Here is a 24,386-nt window from a genome sequence, read left to right on the forward strand (position 1 = left end):
CATGCGCATCGTTGCCGGAAAGTTTCGCGGCAAGCAGCTCGAAACGCCAAAAAGTGACGAGATTCGCCCCACGGCGGATCGCGTACGCGAGGCAGTGTTTTCGATTATCGGCTCACGGTTGGGGCCTAATCTCGATGGCATTCATGTGCTGGACCTTTTTGCGGGCACAGGTGCGTTGGGGCTGGAGGCCCTTTCGCGTGGGGCAGAGCATTGCGTTTTCGTGGATACAGGTATCGAGGCGCGTGGGCTGATCCGGGGGCATATTCAGGAATTCGGCGTCGCTGGGCAGGTCAAACTCTTGCGGCGCGACGCAACAGATTTGGGGCCTGTTGAGCGCATTCGCCCGGCCAATCTTGTTTTCGCTGATCCGCCTTATGGCAAGGGGCTGGGAGAAAAGGCCATTGCCAGCGCGCTTGCTGGTGGCTGGATCGCGCCCGGCGCGCTCATTGTGCTTGAAGAGCAAAAGGGCGCAGAAATCGCCGCGCCCCAAGGCACCGAAATCGTCAATCAGCGAGACTACGGCGATACGACAATTACACTGCTGGAAGCCGTTTAGCGTCGTCCGAACAGCCGTTCGAGATCATCCTTCTTGAGTTCGATATAGGTTGGGCGTCCATGAATGCACTGGCCCGAATGGGGCGTTGCTTCCATATCGCGCAAGAGCGCATTCATTTCGTCGGCGCGAAGCCTGCGCCCGGAGCGTACCGAGCCGTGGCAGGCCATCCGGGCGATGATGGCGTCGAGCCGCTCCTCGATAATTGCAACGCTGTCCCATTCGGCAAGCCCGTCCGCAAGGTCGCGGATCAACCCTTCGATGTCGGTCTGCCCCAACAGCGCCGGCGTTTCATTGACCGCGACCGCACGCGGGCCAAATCGTTCAAGATATAGGCCAAGCCGCGCAAGGACTTCTGCGGCATCCTCCAGCCGTCCGCAATCTTCTTCGGGCAATTCGATGACGACCGGAATCAATTGCCGTTGGCTGGCGATGGGGCCAGAACGCAATTGGTTGCGGAAGCGCTCATAGACAAGCCGTTCGTGGGCCGCGTGTTGATCGATAAGAACCAGCGCATCGCCGTTTTGTGCCACGATGTAGTTCTCAAAAACCTGCGCGCGCGCCACGCCAAGCGGATAGTCCAGTCCATTGGCACTTTCCGGTTGCGGCGAAACGTCTTCCATCCGCGCGCTGGGTGCGTCGAACTGTTCAAAATACTGCCGATGGCTGGGCTGCGGCGCTGCATATGATCGCGTGGCTGGAGTGTCGCCGCCATACTGCAAGGGCTCGGTCTGTGGCGCAGCAAAACCGGTAGCAGTCGTTGCCGGTTCACCCCGCGACTGCGGCACGGAAAAGCTGGAAAGCGCCGATTGTGCCACTGACGAAGAGGCTCGGAAGCCTGCCGCCGCCAGCGCCTCGGATATCGCCCGGATCACCGTGCCGCGCACGGCGCCTGGATCGCGAAACCGCAGTTCCGCCTTGGCTGGATGCACGTTGACGTCGACCTCCGCCGGGTCGATTGCCACAAAGAGCGCGAGCACCGGAAATCTGTCCCGGTGCAGGAAGTCGGCATAGGCCGCACGCACTGCGCCCAGCAGCACCTTGTCGCGGACCGATCGTCCGTTGACGAAATAGTACTGGTTAAGCGTATTGGCACGACTGTAGGTTGGTAGTCCGGCCAGCCCGCCAACGACAATACCGCCCCGCGAAAAGGCAATCTCTTGTGCGTTTTGGGGGAAATCGGTGCCGATGATCTGCGCCAGCCGTGACTGAACCGCTGTCTCGCCGCTTTGCGCCGGCCAATTGAGCGTCTGCCGGTCTGAGCCGGTTAGAACGAAATGCACATTGCGATGCGCCATGGCGAGGCGCTTGACCACATCGGTAATAGCGTTGGCTTCCGCCCGGTCGGACTTGAGAAATTTCAGCCGCGCCGGGATGGCCGCAAAGAGGCTTTTGACCTCCACTATCGTGCCCCGGTTCATCGGGTGAGGCCGCGGGCCATCGATCTGGCCGCGCTTGACCGTAAGGATCATGCCGCTTGGCCCATCTTCCCTGCGCGAGGCAATCGAGAGGTCCGAGACCGAGCCGATTGAAGCCAGTGCCTCGCCCCGAAAACCAAGCGTCCGGATGTCATCCAGCCCATCGTCGGCGAGCTTGGAGGTTGCGTGCCGCTGCACTGAGAGACGCAAATCGTCCTCGTCCATTCCATGGCCGTCATCTTCGATGCGGATAAGCGACTTTCCACCAGCCGCCGTGGCGATGGCAATGCGCTTCGCGCCTGCATCCAGAGCGTTCTCAACAAGCTCCTTGACTACAGAAGCAGGGCGTTCCACCACCTCGCCCGCAGCAATCTTGTTGACCAAATCGTCTGGAAGTTGCCGGATGACCATAAGTTTGTGATTCTCCTTTGCGGCCAGTTTACGTCGCCCATACGCCTATTGCACCCCGCATCGGGTCTTGATCCAATGCTCAAAACGGAACCGCTACATGAATACCGGCTTCAAACCCATGGAAATGGCATTTGCCCTGGCCGAGCAGGCCGCTTTGGCAGGCGAAGTGCCCGTGGGTGCTGTGATTGTGCGCGACGGGGCATTGGTTGCCGCCGATCGAAACCGTATGCGCGCAAGCGGCGATCCCACGGCACATGCTGAAATGTTGGCCATTCGCGCAGCGCTGGCAAAGATCGGCAGCGGGCGACTGGCGCAATGCGATCTCTATGTGACGCTGGAGCCTTGCACCATGTGCGCAGGCGCAATCGCCCACACGCGGTTGCGGAGGGTCTATTATGGCGCCGAGGACCCAAAGGGCGGCGCAATCGATAATGGGGTGCGTTTTTTTTCTCAGCCGACCTGCCACCACGCGCCTGAAGTCGTCGGAGGCATCGCGGAAGAGAAGGCGGCTCAGATGCTTAGGAAATTTTTCGCTGAGCGGAGATGAACGTCTCGATCTTGGCCGAAAGCTCGCGCTTGAACCGATCTTTTTCCCGGTCGCCTGCTTTGACGATCTCGCGCACCCGCCAATATTCATAGGCGCCAAAGGACTTCAGGAACGGCCTGAAATAGAGATGCGGCGGATAGGCGGAAATCATATGCGATGTCAGCGCCCGCATCATGATCTGTGCCGAGCCCAGCCCGATATCAAGCGCGGAAGGGACCCGGCCCAAAGGCCAGTCCTGCGGATCGCCGTTCACATCGATACCAATCAGAATATCGCTGTCGGCAGCGGCCGCATCGAGCGGCAGCGGATTGACCACGCCGCCGTCGACCAGCAGCGTGTCGTGATAATGCACCGGCTTAAAGAGTGAAGGAATCGCTAGCGATCCAGCTACTGCAGGCTTTATAAGGCCCTCGTGAAAACTCACCTGATGCCAGGATTTGAAGTCTGTCGCAACCGATGTGAAGGGAATCTTGAGCTCGGAAAACCGCTTGGGCATGTCGGCTGGGGTAAAGGCCTCGAAAACGCGCTCCGCATCGAGTTGAATCGATAGCCCCTCGCGAAGCACCTGCTTGACTGATCGCATTTGGAGAGAGAACAGCCGCCCGAACAACCCGTTCATCGAGCCGAGCCGTTCATAGGCCAATTCGCGAATATCGCGACCCGCAATCCCGGCGGCCCAACCAGAGCCGATCAGCGCGCCAATAGACGTTCCCGCGATGGCGCTGGGTCTAACGCCCATTTCGTCCATGGCTTCGATGAAAGGGATATGCGCCAGCCCGCGTGCTGAACCGCCGCCCAAAGCTATTCCAATACGCGGATCGTTGATCGTGCCCACGGGCAAGCCCTGCCTTCAACTTTAAGGCCCATACTATGCCTCAAGAAGGTTGAGAAGCAATTGAGGAAATGTGGCAGGGGCAAAACGTGATAGCACGAGTCCCTCGCGCCGTTAGCTTTCCCGCGCAATTGCGCGCCAGCCAATATCGCGGCGGCAGAATCCCTCGGGCCAATCGATGGCATCCACGGCCTTGTATGCGCGTTCTTGCGCTTCGGCCACGGTTTCACCGCGGGCGGTAACATTGAGTACGCGCCCGCCATTGGCTTTTACCACTGCGTTCTCACGCGTTGTCCCGGCGTGAAAAACCTGAACGGTTTCGCTGTTCAGCGTGTCGCATCCCGCGATGACGCTACCCTTTTCATAACTGCCGGGATAACCCTTGGCTGCAAGCACAACGGTGAGCGCCACCTCCTCGCGCCAACGCGGAGTGATCTGACCCAGCGTGCCGGTGCTGGCCGCTTCCAGCAGGTCCAGCACATCGCTTTCAAGCAGCATCATCAGCACCTGGCATTCAGGGTCGCCGAACCTTGTATTGAACTCAATAAGTTTGGGGCCATCGGCGGTAATCATCAGACCTGCAAACAGAACGCCGGAAAACGGCGTCCCGCGCGCAGCCATGCCCTTGATGGCTGGCGCTATGATCTCACGCAGCGAGCGTTCGACAAGCGCATCGGTCATCACCGGAGCAGGGGCATAGGCGCCCATACCGCCTGTATTGGGCCCGGTATCCCCATCGCCAACCCGCTTATGATCCTGAGCCGACGGCAACAGCACAATGTGTTCGCCATCGCAAACGGCAAAAAGGCTCGCTTCCTCGCCAACAAGGCATTCTTCGATAACCACTTCTGCCCCCGCAGCACCGAACGCCCCCTCAAAGCAATCCTTGACCGCAGCAATGGCCGCTTCGAGCGTTTCGGCAACCGTCACGCCCTTGCCAGCGGCGAGCCCATCGGCCTTGATCACGATGGGCGCACCAACCTTGTCGAGATAGGCAAGAGCAGGTTCGATTGCATCGAACTTGGCATAGGCTGCGGTAGGAATGCCCATTTCGTCGCAAAGCGCCTTGGTGAAGGCCTTTGAGCCTTCAAGCTGGGCTGCGATTTTTGAGGGGCCAAAAACGGTGATGCCCGCCTGTCGCAGATCGTCGGACAGCCCGGCAACCAGCGGCGCCTCAGGACCGACAACCACAAGATCGATCCGCTCGGACTGGCAGAACGTAACGACAGCCCCATGATCGGCAATATCGAGATCGCGATTTTCCGCAAGCTTCGCCGTGCCGCCATTGCCCGGTGCCACGAACAGCTTGGTCAAGCGCTGCGAGCGCGACATCGCCCACGCCAGAGCATGTTCACGTCCACCCGATCCGATCAGCAATACCCGCATTGTCCATCCCCGTTCTGTGCGTTGGCGCCCCTCTATCATGGCCCGGACGATATCGCCACCCTTGACCGAATCCATTCCATCGGCCACCAAGTCGGATATGGAAAGCGCACCCTCCAATGCTCACGAATTTACCGTCTCCGAGGTTTCTCAGGCCGTAAAGCGCACGGTCGAGGATACATTTGGCCATGTCCGCGTCCGGGGAGAAATTTCCGGCTATCGCGGAAGGCACAGTTCGGGCCATGCCTACTTTACCTTGAAGGATGAAGGCGCTTCGATTGATGCGGTTATCTGGAAGGGTAACTTCGCCCGCCTTACGTTCAAGCCGGAGGAAGGGCTGGAAGTCATCGCCACCGGGCGGCTGACGACCTATCCGCGCTCGTCCAAGTACCAGATCGTTATCGAGCAGATCGAGCCCGCCGGGGCCGGAGCCTTGATGGCACTGCTGGAAGAGCGGCGCAAGAAGCTTTTGGCCGAAGGCCTGTTTGCGCCCGAGCGCAAGCGCGAACTGCCATATCTACCCAATGTGATTGGCGTTGTAACCTCGCCAACCGGCTCGGTGATCCGTGACATCCTGCATAGGCTGGACGACCGCTTTCCCTCTCATGTGCTGGTTTGGCCGGTGCGGGTTCAGGGCGACACCAGCGCCACCGAAATTGCCAATGCCGTGCGTGGCTTCAACGCCTTTGCGCCCGATGGACCGATCCCGCGCCCGGACCTCTTGATCGTTGCCCGCGGCGGCGGTTCGATTGAGGACCTTTGGGGCTTTAACGAGGAGATTGTCGTTCGCGCCGTTGCCGAAAGCACGATTCCCGTTATTTCGGCGGTCGGGCACGAGACCGACATTACGCTTATAGATTATGCGGCGGATCGCCGGGCACCAACGCCGACAGGGGCTGCTGAAATGGCGGTGCCCGTCAGAAGCGAACTTATTGCCTATGTTGATGATCTGGGTGTTCGCCAGCGCAACGCGACGCGACGCATTGCGGTGAACCTTAAGGATCGGTTGCGCGCAGCCAGCGCCGGACTGCCGCGCGGCTATGACCTTACAGCCACTCAACGCCAGCGGCTGGATATGGCCGCAACACGTCTGGCCTCGGCTCTTAGCGGAGCGCGACATGCCAAGGCCATGGACCTGGGCAAAACGACCGGTCGGTTCGGTCCAGCCTTGCTTGAGCGGCGCACTGAACAGGCACGTGCCCTGCTGGATCGCCACGCTGTGCGCGCACGCCACCTGGCCGAGGGCAGGCTATCGCGAACCCGCATGGCATTTTCGCGAGCTGAGCCATCCTTGCGTCCGCAATTGCTGCGTGGATTGATCGACACCGGGCAGGGGCGAACGGAAAATGCTGGTTCCCGACTCGCTCCCGCAGCCGGTCGCCTGATTGTCGAATGCAGGAACCGTCTTGATCTGCAGGCCAAGCTGCTGGGCTCTGTGAGTTATCAGCGTGTGCTGGCGCGTGGCTTTGCTCTGGTCAAGGACGCCGATGGCAATCTTGTCCGGCAGGCCGATGCAGTCAAACCCGGTGACGCGCTTTTAATCGAGCTTGCCGATGGCCAGATTGACGCCAATGTCAGCGGCGCGCCTGCGGTCCCCCGGCGCAAGCCGAAGCCGGACAATTCACCGGGCGGTCAGGAAAGCCTGTTTTGACGCGCTGAAAAATGCGCGCTAATGACAAGCGACGATCCAATCACTGTGCCTGTTCTGGAGCCTTGCTGTGAACATTCTTGAGACCGGCTTTACGCCTTCGGAAGCAAAGCTTCGCTATCTCGACGCCGATTATGTGGTGGTCAAGCCCGGCACCTTTGTGCGCTGCGCGGTGACGGGCTCGCCTATACCTGTGGAAGAACTGACCTATTGGAGCGTCGAACGGCAGGAGCCCTATGCCAATGCCGAGGCGGCTTTCACCGCCTATAAAAAGTCGATCGGCGAATAGCGATCAATCGTCGGCGGGATCAAGAAGCCGGTGCAGGTGGACAATGAAGTAACGCATTTCGGCGTTATCGACCGTCATTTGCGCCTTCTGCTTCCAAACGTCATATGCGGCAGCATAGTTGGGATAGACGCCGACAATATCGACCTCGTCAAGGTTCTTGAACTCGGTGCCCTTAAGGCCTGCCAGCTCGCCGCCAATGACAAGGTGCAGCAGTTGTTTGGATTGTGTTTCGCTCATGTCAGGCATCACTCCGAAGCATGTTGTAGTTGATCAGGGCATCCATAAACGCTGCGCAAGGCAGAGCGCAATGGCGATAGTAATGAAGGGCTTGCTGTCGCTGCAAGGGCAGCGTGCCGGGTTTCGGCACGATTGTAGATAGGCGTGCCAAGACAAACGTCTTCAAATGTCACCCCGGCCTCCCGCAGAATGATATCGGCTCCTGCAATATCCCAATCCTGTGCGCCGCGTCGTGCGACCGCAGCATCGAGATCGCCCGATGCAACCTGCACCAGTCGATAGGCAAGAGATGGATAGGAGGGGCCGCGCTCATAATCTAGCCCCCCTTCCGACAATAGGGTATGCACCGCCATCGGGGCAGGGATAAGCCAGCCCGGCGAAGTCCGTCTTGGTGCCTTCAGGATACGGTTGTTCAGCGTCGCGCCGTCATTGATGGCGGCCGCATACATTTCGTCACGTGCGGGCGCATAGACCACACCGGCAACCGGCACGCCATTCTCAACCACGGCAAGCGAAATCGTCCAGCTATCGTCACCTCGAATAAAGCCGCGTGTACCGTCGATCGGGTCGATGATGAAGACACGATCCAGCGAGAGCCGGTCGGTATTGTCCAGCGTTTCTTCGCTCAGCCAGCCATAGGCAGGTCGCGCCGCGCGCAGAGCCTGGGTCAAAAATGTATCGACAGCGATATCGGCTTCCGAGACCGGAGAGGAATGGGATTTGGTCCAGGTCTTGAGATCGGATCGAAAGAAACCCAGTGCAATGATCCCCGCATGCACCGCTGCCGATTTCAAGAGCTTGAGATCGTCCTGCGGATCTGTCGATACGGCTGAAGCCATTGCTCGTCCAAGAGGTTGAAAGGTCGCTTGATCGAGTCGGCCTGCGCCGCCCGGTATTGCGGCCTTTCCTATGCCGGTTGGCGCGCGGTGGCAAGAGGATGGGGTTAATCGGCTCTTACACCGAGTCACCATCTGCTAACCCATTTTGAGACAAGACAAACTTAACCCAGTTTTTTAAGCGGATGTGGAGATGCCGCACGTAGATTGGCCTCATCAAGAGAGCGGAAAAAAACAAGCTCTCGAAAGTTGACAGTGAGGCTAAAACAATGGTTCGCGGCGTAAGCATGGCTGGTTCGCAACTCGTTCTCTTGCGAGGAGCGGCATATCAGATGGGCCGTATCGGCAGACCGGCAAACGACAATCGCGCTCCGGGTGAAGCAATGACCGTGACTGTCCGGCGCAAGCTGGACAAGAGTGGGGTTGCCGTAAAGATCAAGGTTCCCGTCGCGGAATATGTCGGGGTTGCCGTAGGCACGCGCATTTCAGAAGAAGGCGTTTTGACCAGCACGATAGAACTTGTTCATCCCGATAATGATTTCAACTATCGCGTGTTTGAAGAAGAGGGCAATGGTTCGGTCGTTGCCGAATGGCAGAACTGGGGCAAAAAGCTCCGCCTGCCACTCTTTATCCGCTCGGGCGATGGCCAACTCATTCCCTATTCCCAGCAGGTCGATGGCGTTCTTGTCGGCAACCAGACCGGTCGCCGCATGTTGGCCACCGATGCCGAGCGGCGCACACGCTTTGCGCGCCGTCGCAAGCCCGGCCAGAATACTGCCTGACCGGCACTCCATCGATAAGGTTTTAAGTGCCCGGACAAGTCCGGGCATTTTTGTTTCTAGAGCATGGAAAAGATGACAAGTCCGGCAGTAAAGGCCAGCCCAACCCAGTGGTTGGCCTTGAAACGTGCAAGGCAGTTAGCGCCGTCGTGCCGGTCAAGGGTTGCCAACATCCACCCCATGAGCGCCGTTGGTGCAATCAAGGCGAGCAGCACGAGCGGTGTCTGCGCAACCATGAAACTGGCAGTTGCCCAGACAATCAGCGTCAGCGCGAAAAAGCCGGCGATAAAGGGCTTTGCTTTGTCGCCGGCCAAAAGAGCGGTGGATTTGACACCGATCAGAATATCGTCCTCGACATCCTGCAGCGCATAGATGGTGTCATACCCGATAGTCCAGGCGATGGTCCCGGCATAAAGGACAAACGGCGCCCAGGCCAATTCGCCGGTGATGGCTGTCCAGCCCACAAGAGCGCCCCAGGAAAAAGCGAATCCGAGGAAAAGCTGCGGCCAATAGGTTATTCGCTTCATAAACGGATATATGGCGACCAGTCCCAGCGAAGCGATGCCCATCAGGATCGTGGTGAGGTTGAATTGCAGCAGAACGATCAGGCCGACAAGAGATTGCGCCACGAGCCATACTGCAGCCTGCTTGACACTGACCTGCCCGGACGGAATGGGGCGTGAGCGCGTGCGCGCAACCTTGTCGTCGATATCGCGATCCACAATGTCGTTGAACGTGCAGCCGGCACCCCGCATGGCAATGGCCCCGATCAGAAACAGGGCCAGATACCACCAGTTGAAGGCTGTGCCGGTCGCGATGGCGGCAAGGGCGAGCGCAAATCCGCAGGGCCAGAACAGCAGCCAATAGCCTATGGGGCGGTCCAGCCGCGACATGCGGAAATACGGCTTGGCCACATCGGGCGCATACCGGTCGACCCAATTGCCCTTTGGCGCATCGGCCACAGTTCCGTTCGGCGTTTGAGGGCTTGGCATGTTTCCGGTTCTCACATTACTAATCGTGGCAATAAGGCTGTAACGCCGCAACACGACAAGTCAACAGGTCCAAATGCCCCGAACCCACAAGACGCTGCCCCGCTTGTTTATCGATATTCCGATGCGGCTTGGCGCCGAGATCGCGCTCGATAAGGACCAGACAAATTACCTTGTTAACGTGCTGCGGCGCGCGGCCGGGGACAATTGCGTCGTTTTCAATGGTCGGGACGGTGCATTTCTCGCCGAAATTGCTCAGGCGGGAAAGAAAACCGTGACACTGCATTTGGCTGAAAAAAGCGCCGAACAAACGCCGCCCAGCACGCTCTGGTACGGCTTTGCGCCCATCAAGCGGATGGACTATTGCGTTCAGAAGGCCACAGAAATGGGCGCGGGCGTGATCCAGCCCATTCTGACCCAATATGTGCAGAATACGCGCGTCAATCTCGACAAGGTTCGGGCCAACACTATCGAGGCCGCTGAACAATGTGAGGTTATTTCTATTCCGCAGGTTCGCGAGCCAGTTCAACTCAAGCCACTCATCGCGAACTGGAAAGAAAATCATGGCAATCGGAAGCTGATCTTTTGCGATGAAGAATCTGCGTCCAGTTCGCCAATCGACACGCTTATGCCGCTCAAAGGAAAAGAACTGGGCCTCATCATCGGCCCCGAAGGTGGCTTTTCGGCCGACGAGCGCGCGCTGCTGCACGAACAGGAGTTTGTAACATCCATCAGCCTTGGCCCTCGTATTCTAAGGGCCGATACTGCTGCTGTCGCCGCTCTCGCGCTGATTCAGTCCACAATCGGCGACTGGTAATTCTTTTATCGCAATTTGCCGATAAAGGGGATTGATCTCAGAATATGACGCGCTATTGTCGCGGCACCGGCGCGGCAGATCCCGTCGCCGGTTCGACCATCGAGGTACCCTATGGCAGACAAGCCGTCTCCGCTCATTGAATCGCGTGCGCAATTGATCGAAACACTGTCGCGCGGATGCAAGCCCAAGAACGAATGGCGCATTGGCACCGAGCACGAAAAGTTCACGTTCTATAAGGACAGCTTTAAGCCCGTACCGTACTTTGGGGAAAATGGCATTGGCCGCCTGCTCAATCTCATGCAGGAGGAAACCGCCTGGACGCCATATTATGATGGCGACAATGTTATCGGGCTGAACAATCCCAAGGGCGGTGGGGCTATTTCGCTTGAACCGGGCGGGCAATTCGAGCTGTCCGGCGCGCCATTGGAGACGTTGCACGAAACCTGTATCGAGACAAACGATCACCTCAAGGCGCTGCACAAATATACAAAGCCTATGGGCATCGAGTTTTTGGGCCTGGGAACCGCGCCGACATGGACGCTCGATGAAATCCCGCAAATGCCCAAGTCACGTTACGGCGTCATGGCGCCTTACATGAATAAGGTCGGTACGCTGGGCACATCGATGATGTTCCGCTCCTGCACGGTGCAGGTCAATCTCGACTTTGCCTCTGAAGCCGACATGATCAAGAAGATGCGCGTCAGCCTTGCGCTTCAGCCAGTGGCAACCGCGCTGTTTGCCAATTCTCCATTCCTTGAAGGCAAGCCAAACGGGTTGCTTTCGTTCCGGTCCCATATCTGGCTCAATACCGACAATGCGCGCACCGGTATGTTGCCGTTCGTATTTGAGGACGGCATGGGCTTTGAGCGCTATGTCGACTATGCGCTCGATGTGCCAATGTATTTTATCATTCGAGATGACAAGTATATCAATTGTGCGGGCGAGAGCTTCCGGGCGTTTCTTGAGGGAAAATTGCCGCAGCGCCCCGGCGAACTGCCCACCGTCAAGGACTGGGAAGACCATCTCTCGACGCTTTTCCCTGAAGTGCGGATGAAGCAGTTCCTTGAAATGCGTGGCGCCGATGGGGCGCCTTGGCAGGGTGTTTGCGCGCTGCCTGCATTCTGGGTTGGGTTGCTCTATGATGATTCCGCGCTCGACGCCGCCTGGGATCTGGTCAAGGACTGGACCGACGAAGAACGCGATGCGCTACGGCACCAGGTGCCCGAACTGGCGCTCAACACCCCGTTCCGCAATGGCACGTTGCATGAAATTGCCCGGCGCGCCGTCGAGATTTCACGGGCCGGGCTCAAGGCGCGCAACAATCTCAACTGGGAAGGCGCCGACGAAGCCGTCTTCCTCAAGCCGCTCGAATATACGCTCGAAACCGGCAAGACCCCGGCTGAGCGCCTGCTCGATCTCTATCACGGTGAGTGGAACGGCGACATAAACCGCATTTTCACCGATTACGCCATGGCCGGCCGAGGTGAATAGGCGAAAAGACGGCGCCTATTCTGCCGCCTGTTCGGGCGTTTCGTTACGCGATCCCGGCAGATTGCCCATACCTTCCGTGATATGCCTGACAAGCGCATCGTAAATGCCACCATAAGCGTGGGAAGCGCGCAACAGCGCGATTTGGGCATCCTGCAATCTGGGCAGATTGTGATCTTCCGCGATCACCCGCATTCCGGGCTGTAGCGCACTTTCCGGCAGGAACCCAACAGCAAGATCGGAAAGTACCGCGCTCGAAATGGCTGTCGCGTTCGACGAGGTGTAAGCGATACGGAAGTCTCGATTCATTCGGCTCAGTGCCTCAACGGCCTCGGCGCGCCATATGCAATATTGCGGCCCGGAAGCGAGGGGCAGGGGATCGCTGCTCAGTGCCCGCCCGCCGTGGCTGGCAACCCAATACATTTTCTCCGTCCGGAACAACTCTCCGAATTCGTGCATGGTGCCTTGCGTAAAGACAATGATGTCGTAGCGGCCCGAGCGCATACCCTCAAGCAGTTCCTCTGATGGTTGGCAGCGGACGTCGACGGTAATTTTCGGATGGGTACGTTGAAAGCTGGAAAGCAGGATTGGCAATAGCTTGACCGCGTAATCGTCCGGCACACCGAACCGTATATTGCCCGAAAGGTCGGTGTCGGAAAACAGATCGATGATCTCTGCATTGATCTTGAGCATACGCCGCGCGCGGCCGTAAAGCGCCTCCCCTTCATTGGTCAGCGTGACACGTCGACCTTCCCGCAACAGCAGAACTTGTCCCAACCGCTCTTCGAGTCGCTTGATCTGCATCGAAACCGCTGACTGGGTTTTGTAAACGCGTTTGGCGGCTTCGGTAAAACTGCCGCAATCGGCAATGGCACAGAACGTTTGTAACTGATCGAGATCGAGCGGGCTGGCCATGACAAATCTTTCATCACGAATTTTGATCGAATAGATGAAATCTATTTGTTTGAATAATGAGAGACAAGCCCTTATCTAAAAGTCACAACGTAAAGAGTGATCGCGCTGAAAACGCGACTCTCTCGATAGAGTGAATTGTTGCCGTGATGGCAATGCCAATCCGAGCTTTGGGCGGTGAGGCTGTCGATTTTCTTTTGGAGTGGACACTATGGCCTTTTTGTTTGGACGTTCCTGGGGTGGGAAAATGCGTCGGTCGACCTTGCGCGACATGATGCAAATGGATTCCGCCCGTCTTAATGATCTCGGATTGACTCACTTTGACATTGCGGAAGCTATGCGCCACGGCGGTAACGCTGCCGGGCAAATTCTTGACGCGCGGCGCAGCCAGCGCGCAGCCGAATGGCTCCGGTGACCCCTTGCCGATAGCCATATAGCGTTTCGATCGATAGCGTCGCGCTGGAGATTGTTGAACGCACCCCTTCAGTCCCTTGGAGCTGGCCGTTTTTGCCGACGCTCGGCTCCGTTTTCAAAGGGCACTGAAAAACAAGGACAATTTTTGCCGATTGTCTTGTTTCCTAACGGAAAGGCCGGACCTTAGGGTCCGGCCTTTTATGCTTTGGGGTTCTGCAAATGGTTATGGCAGGGCTTCAAAGCCTTCTGCAAAGCCAGAAAGGGAAATCGGGATGCCGATCCCTTCTTCCGGTGTTCTGAACACGATGAAGATACCGGTATCGCCATTGGAAAGTTTTTCGATCAGTTCGTCATCCATCACCACTTCGGCAACGCAGCCATTGGGCAGGCAGCGTACAAAGGCGACGCGCCCCTGATCCTCGCCGTCGATATTGAGGCCCAGTCCGTTGGGTAGCAATACGCCGAGCGGCGCGAGCACGCGCAACAGGCGCGCCTGTTGATCTGCGGTTTTCAAAACGATGACGGAAAGCGCCACATTGGGCTGATCTTCGGCCGTTACGTTCTGAATCAGCGCGCATTGTTCTTCGCTTGCGCCCGGCAGCATGTCGCAGCTCATCTGCCAGTCTCCATGCTGCGACCGAACGGCTCCCTGCGCCTGGGCCGGGGCGAGGGCTACAAGGCTGCTTCCGGCAAAAACGAGGCCGATCATCAAGGTTTGAACAAGGTATTTGATGCGCATATCGAGGCTGTACTCCTGCCGATAGCCGAAAAATGGGTATTGACTGTCTTTGTGTCGGGCAGCGCAACGGCCTTGTCAACAGGGCAGTCTTGATGTCTGCATCTCGCCTCCTCTCGCAAAACTGCGGCAGGCTTGAGGCATATTGTGCGTACAAGTGGCGCAATTTGACGCACAAAATGTGGCACCTTGCTCAATTGCCTTCAAAGTCTGGATGTGGTTTAGCTCTCTTGGAGAAAAACCTGCACCCTGCAAATGAGTCGGGAGCGTGTGGCATTTGTCATGCGCATATGGCTATACGAGGGCGCTAAAAAATAAACACGTTCAGGAGAGATCCAGGTGACAGGATTGTCTTTCCGTCTCGTACAGGCCTCGCTCGTGGCGCTTCTTGCGCTTTTTCCTGCCGCTGCATTTGCACAGGTTGGGCAGCCCGCTCCGGGACAACTCGGCTTTCAGACATCGGTAACCCCGATCATGGATTCCATCGTAGCTTTCCATGATGGATTGTTGATGTGGATTATTACGGCAATCGTTCTGCTGGTTTTGGCATTGCTGATTGTGGTCATCATTCGCTTCAATCATCGCGCCAATCCGGTTCCAACCAAGACAACGCACAACACGTTGATTGAGATTGTCTGGACCGTTGTGCCGATCCTGATTCTCATTGTGATCGCGATTCCATCCTTCGGTGTTCTGGCCGATCAGGAAACCATTCCTGATGGAGAGCGCCAGTATCTGGGTTCTGCGATTTTCTCCGGCGGTGAGGTCGATGTGCCGGCGCCCGGTTTGACGGTTCGCGCGATCGGCTATCAGTGGTACTGGGGCTACGAGTATATCGATGACGACGTTGAATTCATTTCCGTAATGCTTAATGACGAGCAGCTCGCCGAACTCAAGCCAAACGAACCTCGCCTGCTTGCTGTCGATCAGGAGCTCGTGGTGCCCGTAAACACGACGGTGCGCGTTCTGGTAACGGCTGCGGATGTGATTCACGCCTTCGCAGTGCCCTCATTCGGGGTCAAGGTGGACGCGGTTCCCGGTCGCACCAACGAGACATGGTTCTATGCACGGCGTACCGGCATGTATTACGGGCAGTGCTCGGAATTGTGCGGGATTGACCACGCCTTTATGCCGATCGCCGTTCGCGTGGTCGAGCAGGAAGAATACGACGCCTGGCTCGAAGCGGCACAGGCTGGGGATTTAGATGGCGCCAATCTGCTTCTGGCGCAGGCCGACTGATCTGACGCGGCACGGTTATTCGAGAGGGATTCAATATGGCACAAGCGCAAGCTGACACTGCCCACGCCGCGCACGGCACGCCTACCGGCTGGAAGCGCTGGCTCTATTCAACCAATCACAAAGATATCGGTCTTCTCTACCTCTACTTTGCGATTTTTGCTGGCATAATCGGTGGTGCCCTGTCCGGCTTCATGCGCTGGGAGCTGGCCGAGCCGGGTATTCAGATTTTCCCCGGTCTGGCTCAGATGGTTTATGGCGTCGACGGTGACGCCGCGCTCGATGCCGGCAAGCACATGTACAATGTGTTCACCACCGCCCATGGCCTGATCATGGTGTTCTTTGTGGTTATGCCGGCGGTTATCGGTGGATTTGCCAACTATTTCGTGCCGCTTATGATCGGCGCGCCCGACATGGCATTTCCCCGTATGAACAATATTTCGTTCTGGCTGCTGCCGCCCGCCTTCATTCTGCTGCTGATCTCGCTTTTTGTCGAAGGGCCTCCGAGCCTGCTCGGCTTTGGCGGTGGCTGGACGGTTTACCCGCCGCTTTCGACGTCCGGGCATCCTGGGCCTGCAATGGATTATGCGATCCTTTCGCTGCATATCGCAGGTGCTTCCTCTATCCTTGGTGCGATCAACTTCATCACCACGATTCTGAACATGCGTGCCCCTGGCATGACCATGTTCAAGATGCCGCTTTTTCCGTGGTCGGTTTTGGTAACGGCGTTTCTGCTGCTGCTGGCTCTGCCGGTTCTTGCAGGCGCGATCACCATGCTGCTTACCGATCGCAACTTCGGCACGACCTTCTTTGATCCTGCCGGCGGTGGGGATCCGATCTTGTTCCAGCACCTGTTCTGGTTCTTTGGGCACCCCGAAGTTTACATTATGATCCTGCCGGGCTTTGGCATCATCAGCCACATCATCGCGACCTTCTCGCGCAAGCCGATCTTTGGCTATCTCGGCATGGTCTATGCGATGATCGCAATCGGTGCCGTAGGCTTCATCGTTTGGGCGCACCATATGTACACGACTGGCATTTCGCTCAACGCACAGCGCTACTTCGTGGCTGCAACCATGATCATTGCGGTGCCCACAGGGGTTAAGATATTCTCCTGGATTGCGACGATGTGGGGCGGCTCTATGCGTTTCACCACGCCGATGCTCTGGGCTGTTGGCTTCATCTTCCTGTTCACCGTTGGCGGTGTGACGGGGGTTGTTCTCGCCAATGCTGGCGCCGACCGGGCCTTCCACGATACCTATTACGTGGTTGCCCACTTCCACTATGTGCTTTCGCTCGGAGCGGTATTCACGATCTTTGCAGGCTGGTACTACTGGTTCCCCAAGATGTTCGGCATCATGTACAGCGAGTTCCTCGGCAAGCTGCACTTCTGGATCATGTTTATTGGCGTAAACCTGATCTTCTTCCCGCAGCACTTCCTTGGTCTTGCCGGTATGCCACGCCGCTATATCGACTACCCCGATGCCTATGCGCTGTGGAACAGTGTATCGTCCTGGGGTTACCTTGTGACCCTGGTAGCGATGGGCGTATTCTTCTGGTCGGTTGTCGAAGCGATCATGCGCAAGCGCAAAGCTGCGGAAAATCCGTGGGGAGAAGGTGCGACTACGCTGGAGTGGACATTGTCCTCCCCACCGCCATACCACCAGTTCGAGACTCTGCCCCGCTTCAAGTAAGCGGCCAGTCCAACGCCACAACTTTTGGTATGACCCGGAAATCCGGGTCATACCATCACTTTAGGAGCCTCACTCTTGGCCTATGCTGAGAACAACAGCGATACCCTTGAGACCGTCTCGACCGGACGGGTCGAGGACTATTTTGCCCTGCTCAAGCCGCGGGTGATGTCGCTTGTTGTCTTTACCGGATTTGTCGGCCTGCTGGTGGCTCCCGGTGGGGTTCATCCGGTTATCGGCTTTGTCGCGATCCTTTGCATTGCCATTGGCGCTGGTGCGTCCGGCGCCCTCAATATGTGGTACGATGCTGACATTGATCGGGTCATGAGCCGCACGATGAACCGACCGATTCCTTCGGGCCGGATCGCTCCGGGCGAGGCGCTTGGCTTCGGCATGACGTTATCGGTCTTTTCGGTTGCCATTCTCGGGCTGGCAACGAACTGGCTGGCTGCCGGATTGCTGGCGTTTACGATTTTCTTTTACGCCGTTGTCTATACGATGTGGCTCAAGCGTTCGACCTCGCAGAACATCGTGATTGGGGGCGCAGCCGGCGCCTTTCCGCCAATGATCGGTTGGGCTGCAGTAACCGGTTCGGTTTCGCTCGATGCGCTGATTCTCTTTATGATTATCTTTCTATGGACCCCACCCCACTTCTGGGCCCTGGCGCTATACAAAAAGGGCGACTATGAGGCCGCAGGTATTCCCATGCTGCCCAATGTCGCAGGCGAGCGTGTTACCCAAAATCAGATCGTCATCTACACGGTTTTGCTGACCATTACCGGTTTTGGGCCCGTTCTGACCGGCCTTGTCGGGTGGTTCTACGCCATTCCGGCAGCGGTTCTCGGTGTTGTTTTCTCGGTGCTCGCCGTTCGGCTGCGCTTTTCCCAAGGCGCTGAAATGAAGCGCCGTGCCCGCGTCGTTTTCACCTATTCCTTAAGCTATTTGTTCGTGCTTTTCGTTGCCCTGTTGGCTGACGTTGGCCTGATCAGATGGTTCGGAGGTGTATCGTGACAAACGATAACAAGGTGCTCACGGAGCAGGAGCAGGATTTCATCAAGCGCCGGCGTCGCCGCTCCATTGCAATAGCTGTGGTATTGGCTGCGTTGGTCGTGATTTTTTACGCAATCACGGTCGTCAAGCTTGGGCCGGAAATTATGGTTCGGGATCTTTAGAAGGAGGTCGCCATGAGTTCAGTTTCCACCTCCAACGATCGTTCCGGCGCCAACATGCGCACCATGCGCTGGCTGGTCGCCTTTGCCCTGTTCATGCTTGGCATGGCCTTTGCCGCTGTGCCGCTTTATGACCTGTTTTGTCGTGTCACCGGGTTTGGCGGAACGACCCAGGTGTCCGAAGGTAATCCCAAGGGTGTTATCGACCGCGAGATGGAGGTTCGGTTCCTTGCCACCGTCGATCCCGGCCTGCTGCTGCGCGTGGAACCGGCCCGGATTGAGACGAACGCTATGGGCACAGTGTCCACGGTAGTCTATCGCGCGACGAACATGTCTAGCGAACCGCTTTCAACGACGGCGAGCTTTAATGTAACGCCGGACTCTACAGGTATCTATTTCAACAAGATCGAATGCTTCTGCTTTACCCAGCAGACCTTGGCACCTTATGAAACTGTTGAAATGCCGGTTACCTATTTTGTTGATCCGGACCTTGATCTAAACAGCGAATTGCGCACGATCCGTCAAATTGCGCTGTCGTACTCATTTCATCAATCCTAACGGGGGATTTGCTTCAACATGGCAGCCACGACAAAGAACCATGACTACCATCTGGTAGATTTAAGCCCCTGGCCGCTACTTGGCTCGGTCGGTGCATTCGTAATGGCCCTTGGTGGCATTATGTGGATGCACGGTGGCGTGCCTTGGCTGTTTTTTGCCGGGCTGGTTGCCGTACTCTATGTAATGTACGGCTGGTGGGCCGACGTGGTCCATGAGGCCGAAACCGGATACCACACCGAAGTTGTCCAGCTTCATCACCGCTATGGGATGATCCTGTTCATCGCTTCGGAAGTCATGTTCTTCGTGGCATGGTTCTGGGCCTATTTCGATGCTGCGTTCTTTCCCGACGAGATCGTGCAGCAAGCCCGCGTGGCCTATACAGGCGGGGTATGGCCCCCGCAAGGCGTTGAAGTCTTCGATCCATGGCATTTGCCGCTGTTCAACACGCTTGTTCTTCTACTTTCGGGAACGACCGTAACATGGGCACACCATGCGATTCTCGAGGACGACCGAGAGGGTCTTAAGTGGGGCCTTGCGCTCACGGTCATGCTCGGTGTGCTTTTCAGCGCTGTTCAGATTTATGAATACAGCCTGGCCCATTTCAGCTTCTCGGGCTCGATCTATGGCGCAACCTTCTTCATGGCGACGGGTTTTCACGGCTTTCACGTCTTTATCGGTACCATTTTCCTTGCCGTATGCCTTATCCGGGCGTTGAGGGGGCACTTTACGCCCAAGCAGCATCTCGGCTTTGAGTTCGCGGCCTGGTACTGGCACTTCGTTGACGTGGTTTGGCTGTTCCTGTTTGCCTCGATCTATGTCTGGGGCTCCTGGGGCGCCACGATAGCCGTCCACTAATAAGACTAAGAAAGGCCGGAGCGCAGATGATATCTGTGCTCCGGCAACCTGACATGACAGAACAAGACAGGGGGCTTTCTCCACTGGTGACCGGCATAAAGGGCCGTTGTCCCAGATGTGGAGAGGGCCATATTTTTTCCGGCTTTCTCACCCCGGCCGACCGCTGCGAAAGCTGCGGCCTGGACTTGAGTTTCGCCGATTCCGGTGATGGGCCAGCGGTGCTTATCATGTTTCCCGTAGGCACCATTGTGGTGCTGCTCTGGCTCATTACCGATGCCTTATTCGGCTTGTCCTTCCTGGTTCACATTCTTTTGTGGTTCTCGACCACCATCATTTTGTCGGTTCTGCTGCTGCGCCCCTTCAAGGGTGCCATGATCAATCTCCAGTATAAGGCTGGCGCCATTGCAGGTGGCGGTCCCGGGGAGCGCGACGACACGTGAACAGTACCGAACAATCCGGCATTGCTCCGCTCGGTCGGATCGCCCAGGTCAGTTTCGTCGTCCTGATGCTAGGCCTGACCGCGCTTTTTGTCGTCCTCGGTATGTGGCAGGTTGAACGCCTCGGTCAGAAAGAAGCTCAGATCGCAGCGGTCGAAGCACGGTTCGATCTTGCTCCGGTTCCTTTCCCCCCGGTGCGCGAATGGGATGCTATCGATCCCGAGGCGCTCGATTTCCGCCCGGTCAGTCTGACGGGGCAATTCGATCACACGCAGACCGTGCTGGTCTTCGACAACCTCGTTGATGCTCGGGGCCAGTTTGGCGGTGCCGGCTATTGGGTAATGGCGCCGCTCCGTGTTGCGGACGATGGCATCGTCTGGATCAATCGTGGCTTTGTGCCCTCCCATCTTGCGTCCTCCTATGCCCAGGGCGGCGTTGTCGATGACGAAGCCGAGCAAACCATAGAGGGTGTCGTCCGAAGAGCCGAGCGTGCCAATGCTTTCACGCCTGGGTCGGAGCTGTCCGAACGGCGCGACTGGGTGCGTAATCCCGAGCGGCTTTCCGCATTTCTGTCCGAAAATGACGTTCCCGTCGCTCCTGTGACGATAGATTTGCCTGCCGGCGAATTTGGAGCGTTGCCCCAGGGCGGTGAAACCGAGATCGTTTTTTCAAACCGCCATCTCGAATATGCTGGAACATGGTTCGCCTTCGCCGGGATAACACCGATAATGCTGGGCTTCTGGCTGTGGCGGCAGCGCAAATCGCGGCGCTTGCCCTGAGCGGAGAGGGCCATTACGGTTGCGACGCAAATCAAGGGCAATGGTGGCGTCCTGATCTTGGGAGACAAACATAAATGCAATATGTGAGTACGCGCGGGCAGGCACCAAGCCTTGGGTTCTGCGACGCGGTTCTGGCCGGTCTGGCGCGCGATGGCGGTCTTTATGTCCCACAGCACTGGCCGCAATTCTCAGCACAGGAAATTGCCGATTTTGCAAATCGCCATTATGAGGATGTTGCGCTTGCCGTTATCTCCCGGTTCGTTGATGGCGAGATTCCTGACGACGATCTCAAGGCGATGATCAAAGGCGCCTATCAGAGTTTCAATCATCCCTCCGTCGCTCCGCTGGTGGAGCTTGAGCCAGGCCACTTTGTTCTGGAGCTCTGGCATGGCCCAACGCTGGCGTTCAAGGATGTCGCCATGCAGTTTCTCGCACGGGTGATCGATTATATCCTGGGCAAGCGGGGTGCGCGCGCGACCATTATCGGTGCCACATCGGGCGATACCGGGTCGGCCGCCATTGAAGCATTCCGTGGACGCGAAAACACCGATATTTTTATCCTGCACCCTAAAGGGCGGACATCCGCGATCCAGCGGCTGCAGATGACAACCGTACGCGACGATAATGTGCATAACGTTGCACTCGAAGGCACGTTCGATGATTGTCAGGCGCTCGTCAAAGCCATGTTCAACAATCACGAGTTTCGTGATCGCGCAGCGCTATCGGGCGTCAATTCCATCAATTGGGGCCGTATCGTTGCCCAGGTGGTTTATTATTTCACTTCTGCCGTCGCCATTGGGGCGCCTCATCGCAAGGTGAGCTTTTCGGTTCCGACCGGAAATTTCGGCGACATTTTTGCTGGCTACGTTGCCAAATGCATGGGCTTGCCAGTCGAAAAGCTCATCATTGCAACCAACAGCAACGATATTTTGCGACGTGCAGTAAAGGTGGGCCGTTACGAGAAGCGCGGCGTGCAGCAAACCGCAAGCCCCTCGATGGATATCGAGGTGTCATCCAATTTCGAGCGGCTTATATTTGAAGTGGTCGAGCGCGATGGAGAAAAGACCAAGGCCCTATTTGAATCCCTGCGCCAGTCGGGGGCCTTCGCCATTCCTGAGTCCGCGCTTGAGCGTATCAGGGAAGATTTCGGCACCGGCATGGCCGATGAAACGGCGACGGCAACGATCATCGGGGATGTAAAAGAAAAGTCCGGCTACCTGATTGATCCTCATACGGCCGTCGGTGTTGCCGTTGCGCGCGGGTTCAACTTCGGTCACACCCCGATCATCACGCTTTCAACCGCCCATCCGGCAAAATTTCCAGAAAGCGTTGAGAAGGCTACAGGCATCCATCCAAACTTGCCCGAACGATTGGGCGATCTCGCATCGCGGCAAGAACGCTTTACAGTTCTGGCCAATGATCAGAAAATCGTTGAAGATTTCATTCGCGCAAAAACACGTGCCTGGGAGGCTTGAGATTTGACCGTACGCACCACGACCCTCGATAACGGCATGACCATCATTACCGATGCAATGCCGCATCTGGAAAGTGCTGCCCTGGGCGTTTGGGTCAAGTCGGGCTCGCGCAGCGAGAGGCTCGAACAGCACGGCGTTTCTCATCTTCTCGAACACATGGCTTTCAAGGGCACGAAAACGCGCACCGCTCGCGCCATTGCCGAAGAAGTCGAGTCTGTGGGGGGCGATATCAACGCCGCGACTTCGATCGAACATACCGGATATTTCGCCCGTGTGCTCAAGAATGACGTGCCTATGGCTGCGGACATCCTGGCCGATATTCTGCAAAATTCCGTATTTGAGGAACGAGAACTGGCCCGCGAGCAGAACGTGATTGTTCAGGAAATCGGCGCTTCGCACGACAATCCCGACGATCATGTCTTCGATCTGTTTCAGGCAGCGGCTTTTCCCGATCAAGCGATTGGCCGCACCATTCTGGGCACCGAAGACTCGGTGCGTAGTCTCGATCGCCACGCAATCCGCAGCTATATGGATAGCCAGTATGTCGGCGATCATATGGTCATTTCGGCAGCGGGTAACGTGAACCATGACCAGTTGGTCGATATGGTCAACGACCGGTTCCATGCACTCAAAACCACCGGAGCGCCCGCGCCGGACAGCGCGAAATATCTGGGCGGCGAACTACGGCAACCCTCCGAGCATGAGCAGGCCCATATCGTGTTCGGTCTCGAGGGGCGCGCCTATAATTCCGATGGCTTTTATGCGGCGCAGATCCTCTCCTCGATTCTTGGCGGCGGCATGAGTTCGCGCTTGTTCCAGGAAGTGCGCGAGTTGCGTGGCCTTTGCTATTCGATTTACGCGTTTCACTGGGCTTTCGCCGATAGTGGCGTTTTCGGAGTTGCCGCAGCGACTGGCGAAAATGATGTAGCAGAGCTTATGCCGGTCATCCTTGAAGAGTTGCAAAAGGCCACATTGGACATTTCAAACGACGAAGTAAGCCGTGTACGCGCCCAGATTCGCGCCGGTCTGCTGATGTCGCTCGAAAGTCCATCCTCGCGTGCCGGTCAGCTGGCCCGCCAGCAGATACTCTGGGGACGTCCCATTCCGCTGCAGGAAACGGTCGATCGAATCAATCGGATCGATGCCGATCGCGTGCGTTTCGTTGCCGGCGAGATATTCGGAGGCGCCAAGCCTGCACTTGCCTCAATCGGGCCGGTCAAGGGAATGCCGCATTATGATGTCTTGGCTGATCGGCTAAAGTAGGGGTAAGCCAAGACGATGTTCAGGCTTGCCGGGTTGGCGCAATCAGGACCGGTTATCCGCGGTGATGGCTTGCTCGTGCGATGCCCTATCCGGTCTGACTTTGCCCAATGGCAGGCCCTGCGGAGCAAGAGTCGTGCCTTCCTTGTACCCTATGAACCGCGCTGGTCCGAGTTTGAGTTGACTCAGAAGGCTTTCGCGTCCCGCGTGCGCCGCAATCGTCGCGATGCCGCCAATGGCGCAGAGTATTCTTTCCTTATTTTTGATGATAAATCGCGCATTCCCAAGCTCATGGGCGGGCTTACCCTTTCCAATATCCGCCGCCGCGCCGCTCAGAACGTGACGCTCGGCTATTGGATGGGTGTGGATTATGCCGGGCAGGGCATCATGACGCGCTCCGTTGCCCTGATCTTGCCTTTTGTTTTCGACACCTTGGGGCTCCATCGGATCGAGGCGGCATGTCTGCCGGACAATCTGGCCTCCCGGCGGGTGTTGATCAGGAACGGATTTCAGGAAATTGGTTTGGCCGAGCACTATCTGCAAATCAACGGTGCCTGGCGCGATCACCTCTTATTTGCGCTGACGGCAGAGCGCTATATCGGTTTTGCTGGTTGAAATGCCTGCTTAACCGGTTGTT

27 protein-coding genes are annotated in these 24,386 nt (G+C 57.2%); 18 read left to right on the forward strand and 9 right to left on the reverse strand.

Annotated elements, in window-relative coordinates:
- Nucleotide 1: 1 nt before the first annotated feature.
- Complete coding sequence (gene rsmD, locus EO133_RS09145) at nt 2–556, forward strand: 16S rRNA (guanine(966)-N(2))-methyltransferase RsmD (RefSeq protein ID WP_127072345.1); 555 nt, start codon at nt 2–4, stop codon at nt 554–556.
- Here the strand turns inward: rsmD and mutL are convergent.
- Nucleotides 553–2,382, reverse strand: coding sequence for a DNA mismatch repair endonuclease MutL (gene mutL, locus EO133_RS09150; RefSeq protein WP_127072346.1), 1,830 nt, complete (start codon nt 2,380–2,382; stop codon nt 553–555). The genes rsmD and mutL overlap by 4 nt on opposite strands.
- Before the next feature lie 97 nt (nt 2,383–2,479).
- Here mutL and EO133_RS09155 point away from each other — a divergent pair, with 97 nt between their 5' ends.
- Complete coding sequence (locus EO133_RS09155) at nt 2,480–2,929, forward strand: nucleoside deaminase (RefSeq protein ID WP_244640831.1); 450 nt, start codon at nt 2,480–2,482, stop codon at nt 2,927–2,929.
- Here EO133_RS09155 and EO133_RS09160 read toward each other — a convergent pair.
- Together EO133_RS09160 and purD are read right to left on the reverse strand one after the other, a co-directional pair.
- A complete protein-coding gene (locus EO133_RS09160) occupies nt 2,901–3,764 on the reverse strand; it encodes a patatin-like phospholipase family protein (RefSeq protein ID WP_164734951.1) in 864 nt (287 codons plus the stop codon). The two genes, EO133_RS09155 and EO133_RS09160, sit on opposite strands and share 29 nt — an antisense overlap.
- 111 nt (nt 3,765–3,875) lie before the next feature.
- Nucleotides 3,876–5,147 (reverse strand): phosphoribosylamine--glycine ligase, encoded by a 1,272-nt coding sequence (purD, locus tag EO133_RS09165; protein WP_127072424.1) that lies wholly within the window; start codon nt 5,145–5,147, stop codon nt 3,876–3,878.
- A 97-nt stretch (nt 5,148–5,244) separates the two neighbouring features.
- Between purD and xseA the strand changes: the two genes are divergently transcribed.
- Both xseA and EO133_RS09175 read left to right on the forward strand, forming a co-directional pair.
- Nucleotides 5,245–6,795: an exodeoxyribonuclease VII large subunit gene (xseA, locus tag EO133_RS09170; protein WP_127072425.1), complete on the forward strand. Its 1,551-nt coding sequence runs from the start codon at nt 5,245–5,247 to the stop codon at nt 6,793–6,795.
- A 67-nt stretch (nt 6,796–6,862) separates the two neighbouring features.
- Nucleotides 6,863–7,081, forward strand: a complete 219-nt coding sequence (locus EO133_RS09175; RefSeq protein ID WP_127072348.1) for a DUF2093 domain-containing protein — start codon at nt 6,863–6,865, stop codon at nt 7,079–7,081.
- A gap of 3 nt (nt 7,082–7,084) precedes the next feature.
- Here the strand turns inward: EO133_RS09175 and EO133_RS09180 are convergent, their stop codons facing one another.
- Together EO133_RS09180 and EO133_RS09185 are read right to left on the reverse strand one after the other, a co-directional pair.
- Complete coding sequence (locus EO133_RS09180; protein ID WP_127072349.1) at nt 7,085–7,318, reverse strand: DUF4170 domain-containing protein; 234 nt, start codon at nt 7,316–7,318, stop codon at nt 7,085–7,087.
- Between the two features lie 8 nt (nt 7,319–7,326).
- Nucleotides 7,327–8,157 (reverse strand): 3'(2'),5'-bisphosphate nucleotidase CysQ, encoded by an 831-nt coding sequence (locus EO133_RS09185; RefSeq protein WP_127072350.1) that lies wholly within the window; start codon nt 8,155–8,157, stop codon nt 7,327–7,329.
- Between the two features lie 284 nt (nt 8,158–8,441).
- Between EO133_RS09185 and EO133_RS09190 the strand changes: the two genes are divergently transcribed.
- Complete coding sequence (locus EO133_RS09190; protein WP_127072351.1) at nt 8,442–8,936, forward strand: DUF6101 family protein; 495 nt, start codon at nt 8,442–8,444, stop codon at nt 8,934–8,936.
- 56 nt (nt 8,937–8,992) lie between these two features.
- Here EO133_RS09190 and ubiA read toward each other — a convergent pair whose 3' ends face one another.
- Complete coding sequence (ubiA, locus tag EO133_RS09195; protein WP_127072352.1) at nt 8,993–9,925, reverse strand: 4-hydroxybenzoate octaprenyltransferase; 933 nt, start codon at nt 9,923–9,925, stop codon at nt 8,993–8,995.
- Between the two features lie 73 nt (nt 9,926–9,998).
- Between ubiA and EO133_RS09200 the strand changes: the two genes are divergently transcribed.
- Nucleotides 9,999–10,739 (forward strand): 16S rRNA (uracil(1498)-N(3))-methyltransferase, encoded by a 741-nt coding sequence (locus EO133_RS09200; protein WP_127072353.1) that lies wholly within the window; start codon nt 9,999–10,001, stop codon nt 10,737–10,739.
- 111 nt (nt 10,740–10,850) lie between these two features.
- The gene (locus EO133_RS09205; protein ID WP_127072354.1) at nt 10,851–12,230 is read left to right on the forward strand and encodes a glutamate--cysteine ligase; all 1,380 of its coding nucleotides are present in this window, start codon (nt 10,851–10,853) and stop codon (nt 12,228–12,230) included.
- 15 nt (nt 12,231–12,245) lie between these two features.
- Here EO133_RS09205 and EO133_RS09210 read toward each other — a convergent pair whose 3' ends face one another.
- From EO133_RS09210 to EO133_RS09220, 3 genes are all read right to left on the reverse strand, one after another.
- Entirely contained in the window at nt 12,246–13,142 is an 897-nt protein-coding gene (locus EO133_RS09210; RefSeq protein WP_127072355.1) for a LysR family transcriptional regulator, read from the reverse strand.
- 82 nt (nt 13,143–13,224) lie between these two features.
- Nucleotides 13,225–13,572: a hypothetical protein gene (locus EO133_RS09215; protein ID WP_127072356.1), complete on the reverse strand. Its 348-nt coding sequence runs from the start codon at nt 13,570–13,572 to the stop codon at nt 13,225–13,227.
- A gap of 204 nt (nt 13,573–13,776) precedes the next feature.
- Nucleotides 13,777–14,262, reverse strand: coding sequence for an invasion associated locus B family protein (locus tag EO133_RS09220; protein WP_127072426.1), 486 nt, complete (start codon nt 14,260–14,262; stop codon nt 13,777–13,779).
- 366 nt (nt 14,263–14,628) lie between these two features.
- Between EO133_RS09220 and coxB the strand changes: the two genes are divergently transcribed.
- From coxB to EO133_RS09275, 11 genes are all read left to right on the forward strand, one after another.
- Nucleotides 14,629–15,528 carry a cytochrome c oxidase subunit II gene (gene coxB, locus EO133_RS09225; protein ID WP_127072357.1) on the forward strand — a complete coding sequence of 300 codons (900 nt, stop codon included), beginning with the start codon at nt 14,629–14,631 and terminating at the stop codon, nt 15,526–15,528.
- 35 nt (nt 15,529–15,563) lie between these two features.
- Entirely contained in the window at nt 15,564–17,219 is a 1,656-nt protein-coding gene (ctaD, locus tag EO133_RS09230) for a cytochrome c oxidase subunit I (RefSeq protein WP_127072358.1), read from the forward strand.
- 75 nt (nt 17,220–17,294) lie between these two features.
- Nucleotides 17,295–18,227 (forward strand): heme o synthase, encoded by a 933-nt coding sequence (locus EO133_RS09235; protein WP_127072359.1) that lies wholly within the window; start codon nt 17,295–17,297, stop codon nt 18,225–18,227.
- Nucleotides 18,224–18,388, forward strand: coding sequence for a hypothetical protein (locus EO133_RS09240; RefSeq protein ID WP_244640830.1), 165 nt, complete (start codon nt 18,224–18,226; stop codon nt 18,386–18,388). The genes EO133_RS09235 and EO133_RS09240 overlap by 4 nt, the downstream gene beginning before the upstream one ends.
- 12 nt (nt 18,389–18,400) lie before the next feature.
- Nucleotides 18,401–18,943 carry a cytochrome c oxidase assembly protein gene (locus EO133_RS09245; protein WP_127072361.1) on the forward strand — a complete coding sequence of 181 codons (543 nt, stop codon included), beginning with the start codon at nt 18,401–18,403 and terminating at the stop codon, nt 18,941–18,943.
- 18 nt (nt 18,944–18,961) lie between these two features.
- Nucleotides 18,962–19,798, forward strand: a complete 837-nt coding sequence (locus tag EO133_RS09250) for a cytochrome c oxidase subunit 3 (protein WP_127072362.1) — start codon at nt 18,962–18,964, stop codon at nt 19,796–19,798.
- Nucleotides 19,799–19,851: 53 nt separating this feature from the next.
- Nucleotides 19,852–20,238, forward strand: a complete 387-nt coding sequence (locus EO133_RS09255) for a DUF983 domain-containing protein (protein WP_127072363.1) — start codon at nt 19,852–19,854, stop codon at nt 20,236–20,238.
- Nucleotides 20,235–21,014, forward strand: a complete 780-nt coding sequence (locus EO133_RS09260; protein WP_127072364.1) for an SURF1 family protein — start codon at nt 20,235–20,237, stop codon at nt 21,012–21,014. Before EO133_RS09255 ends, EO133_RS09260 begins: the two co-directional genes overlap by 4 nt.
- A gap of 74 nt (nt 21,015–21,088) precedes the next feature.
- Nucleotides 21,089–22,489: a threonine synthase gene (gene thrC / locus EO133_RS09265; RefSeq protein ID WP_127072365.1), complete on the forward strand. Its 1,401-nt coding sequence runs from the start codon at nt 21,089–21,091 to the stop codon at nt 22,487–22,489.
- Nucleotides 22,490–22,492: 3 nt separating this feature from the next.
- Nucleotides 22,493–23,752, forward strand: coding sequence for a M16 family metallopeptidase (locus EO133_RS09270; protein ID WP_127072366.1), 1,260 nt, complete (start codon nt 22,493–22,495; stop codon nt 23,750–23,752).
- 15 nt (nt 23,753–23,767) lie between these two features.
- Entirely contained in the window at nt 23,768–24,364 is a 597-nt protein-coding gene (locus EO133_RS09275) for a GNAT family N-acetyltransferase (RefSeq protein WP_127072367.1), read from the forward strand.
- The last annotated feature ends 22 nt before the right edge of the window (nt 24,365–24,386 follow it).

The sequence above is a fragment of the Pelagibacterium lentulum genome (genome assembly GCF_003992625.1).
In the GTDB taxonomy this organism is placed as follows: Bacteria; Pseudomonadota; Alphaproteobacteria; order Rhizobiales; family Devosiaceae; genus Pelagibacterium; species Pelagibacterium lentulum.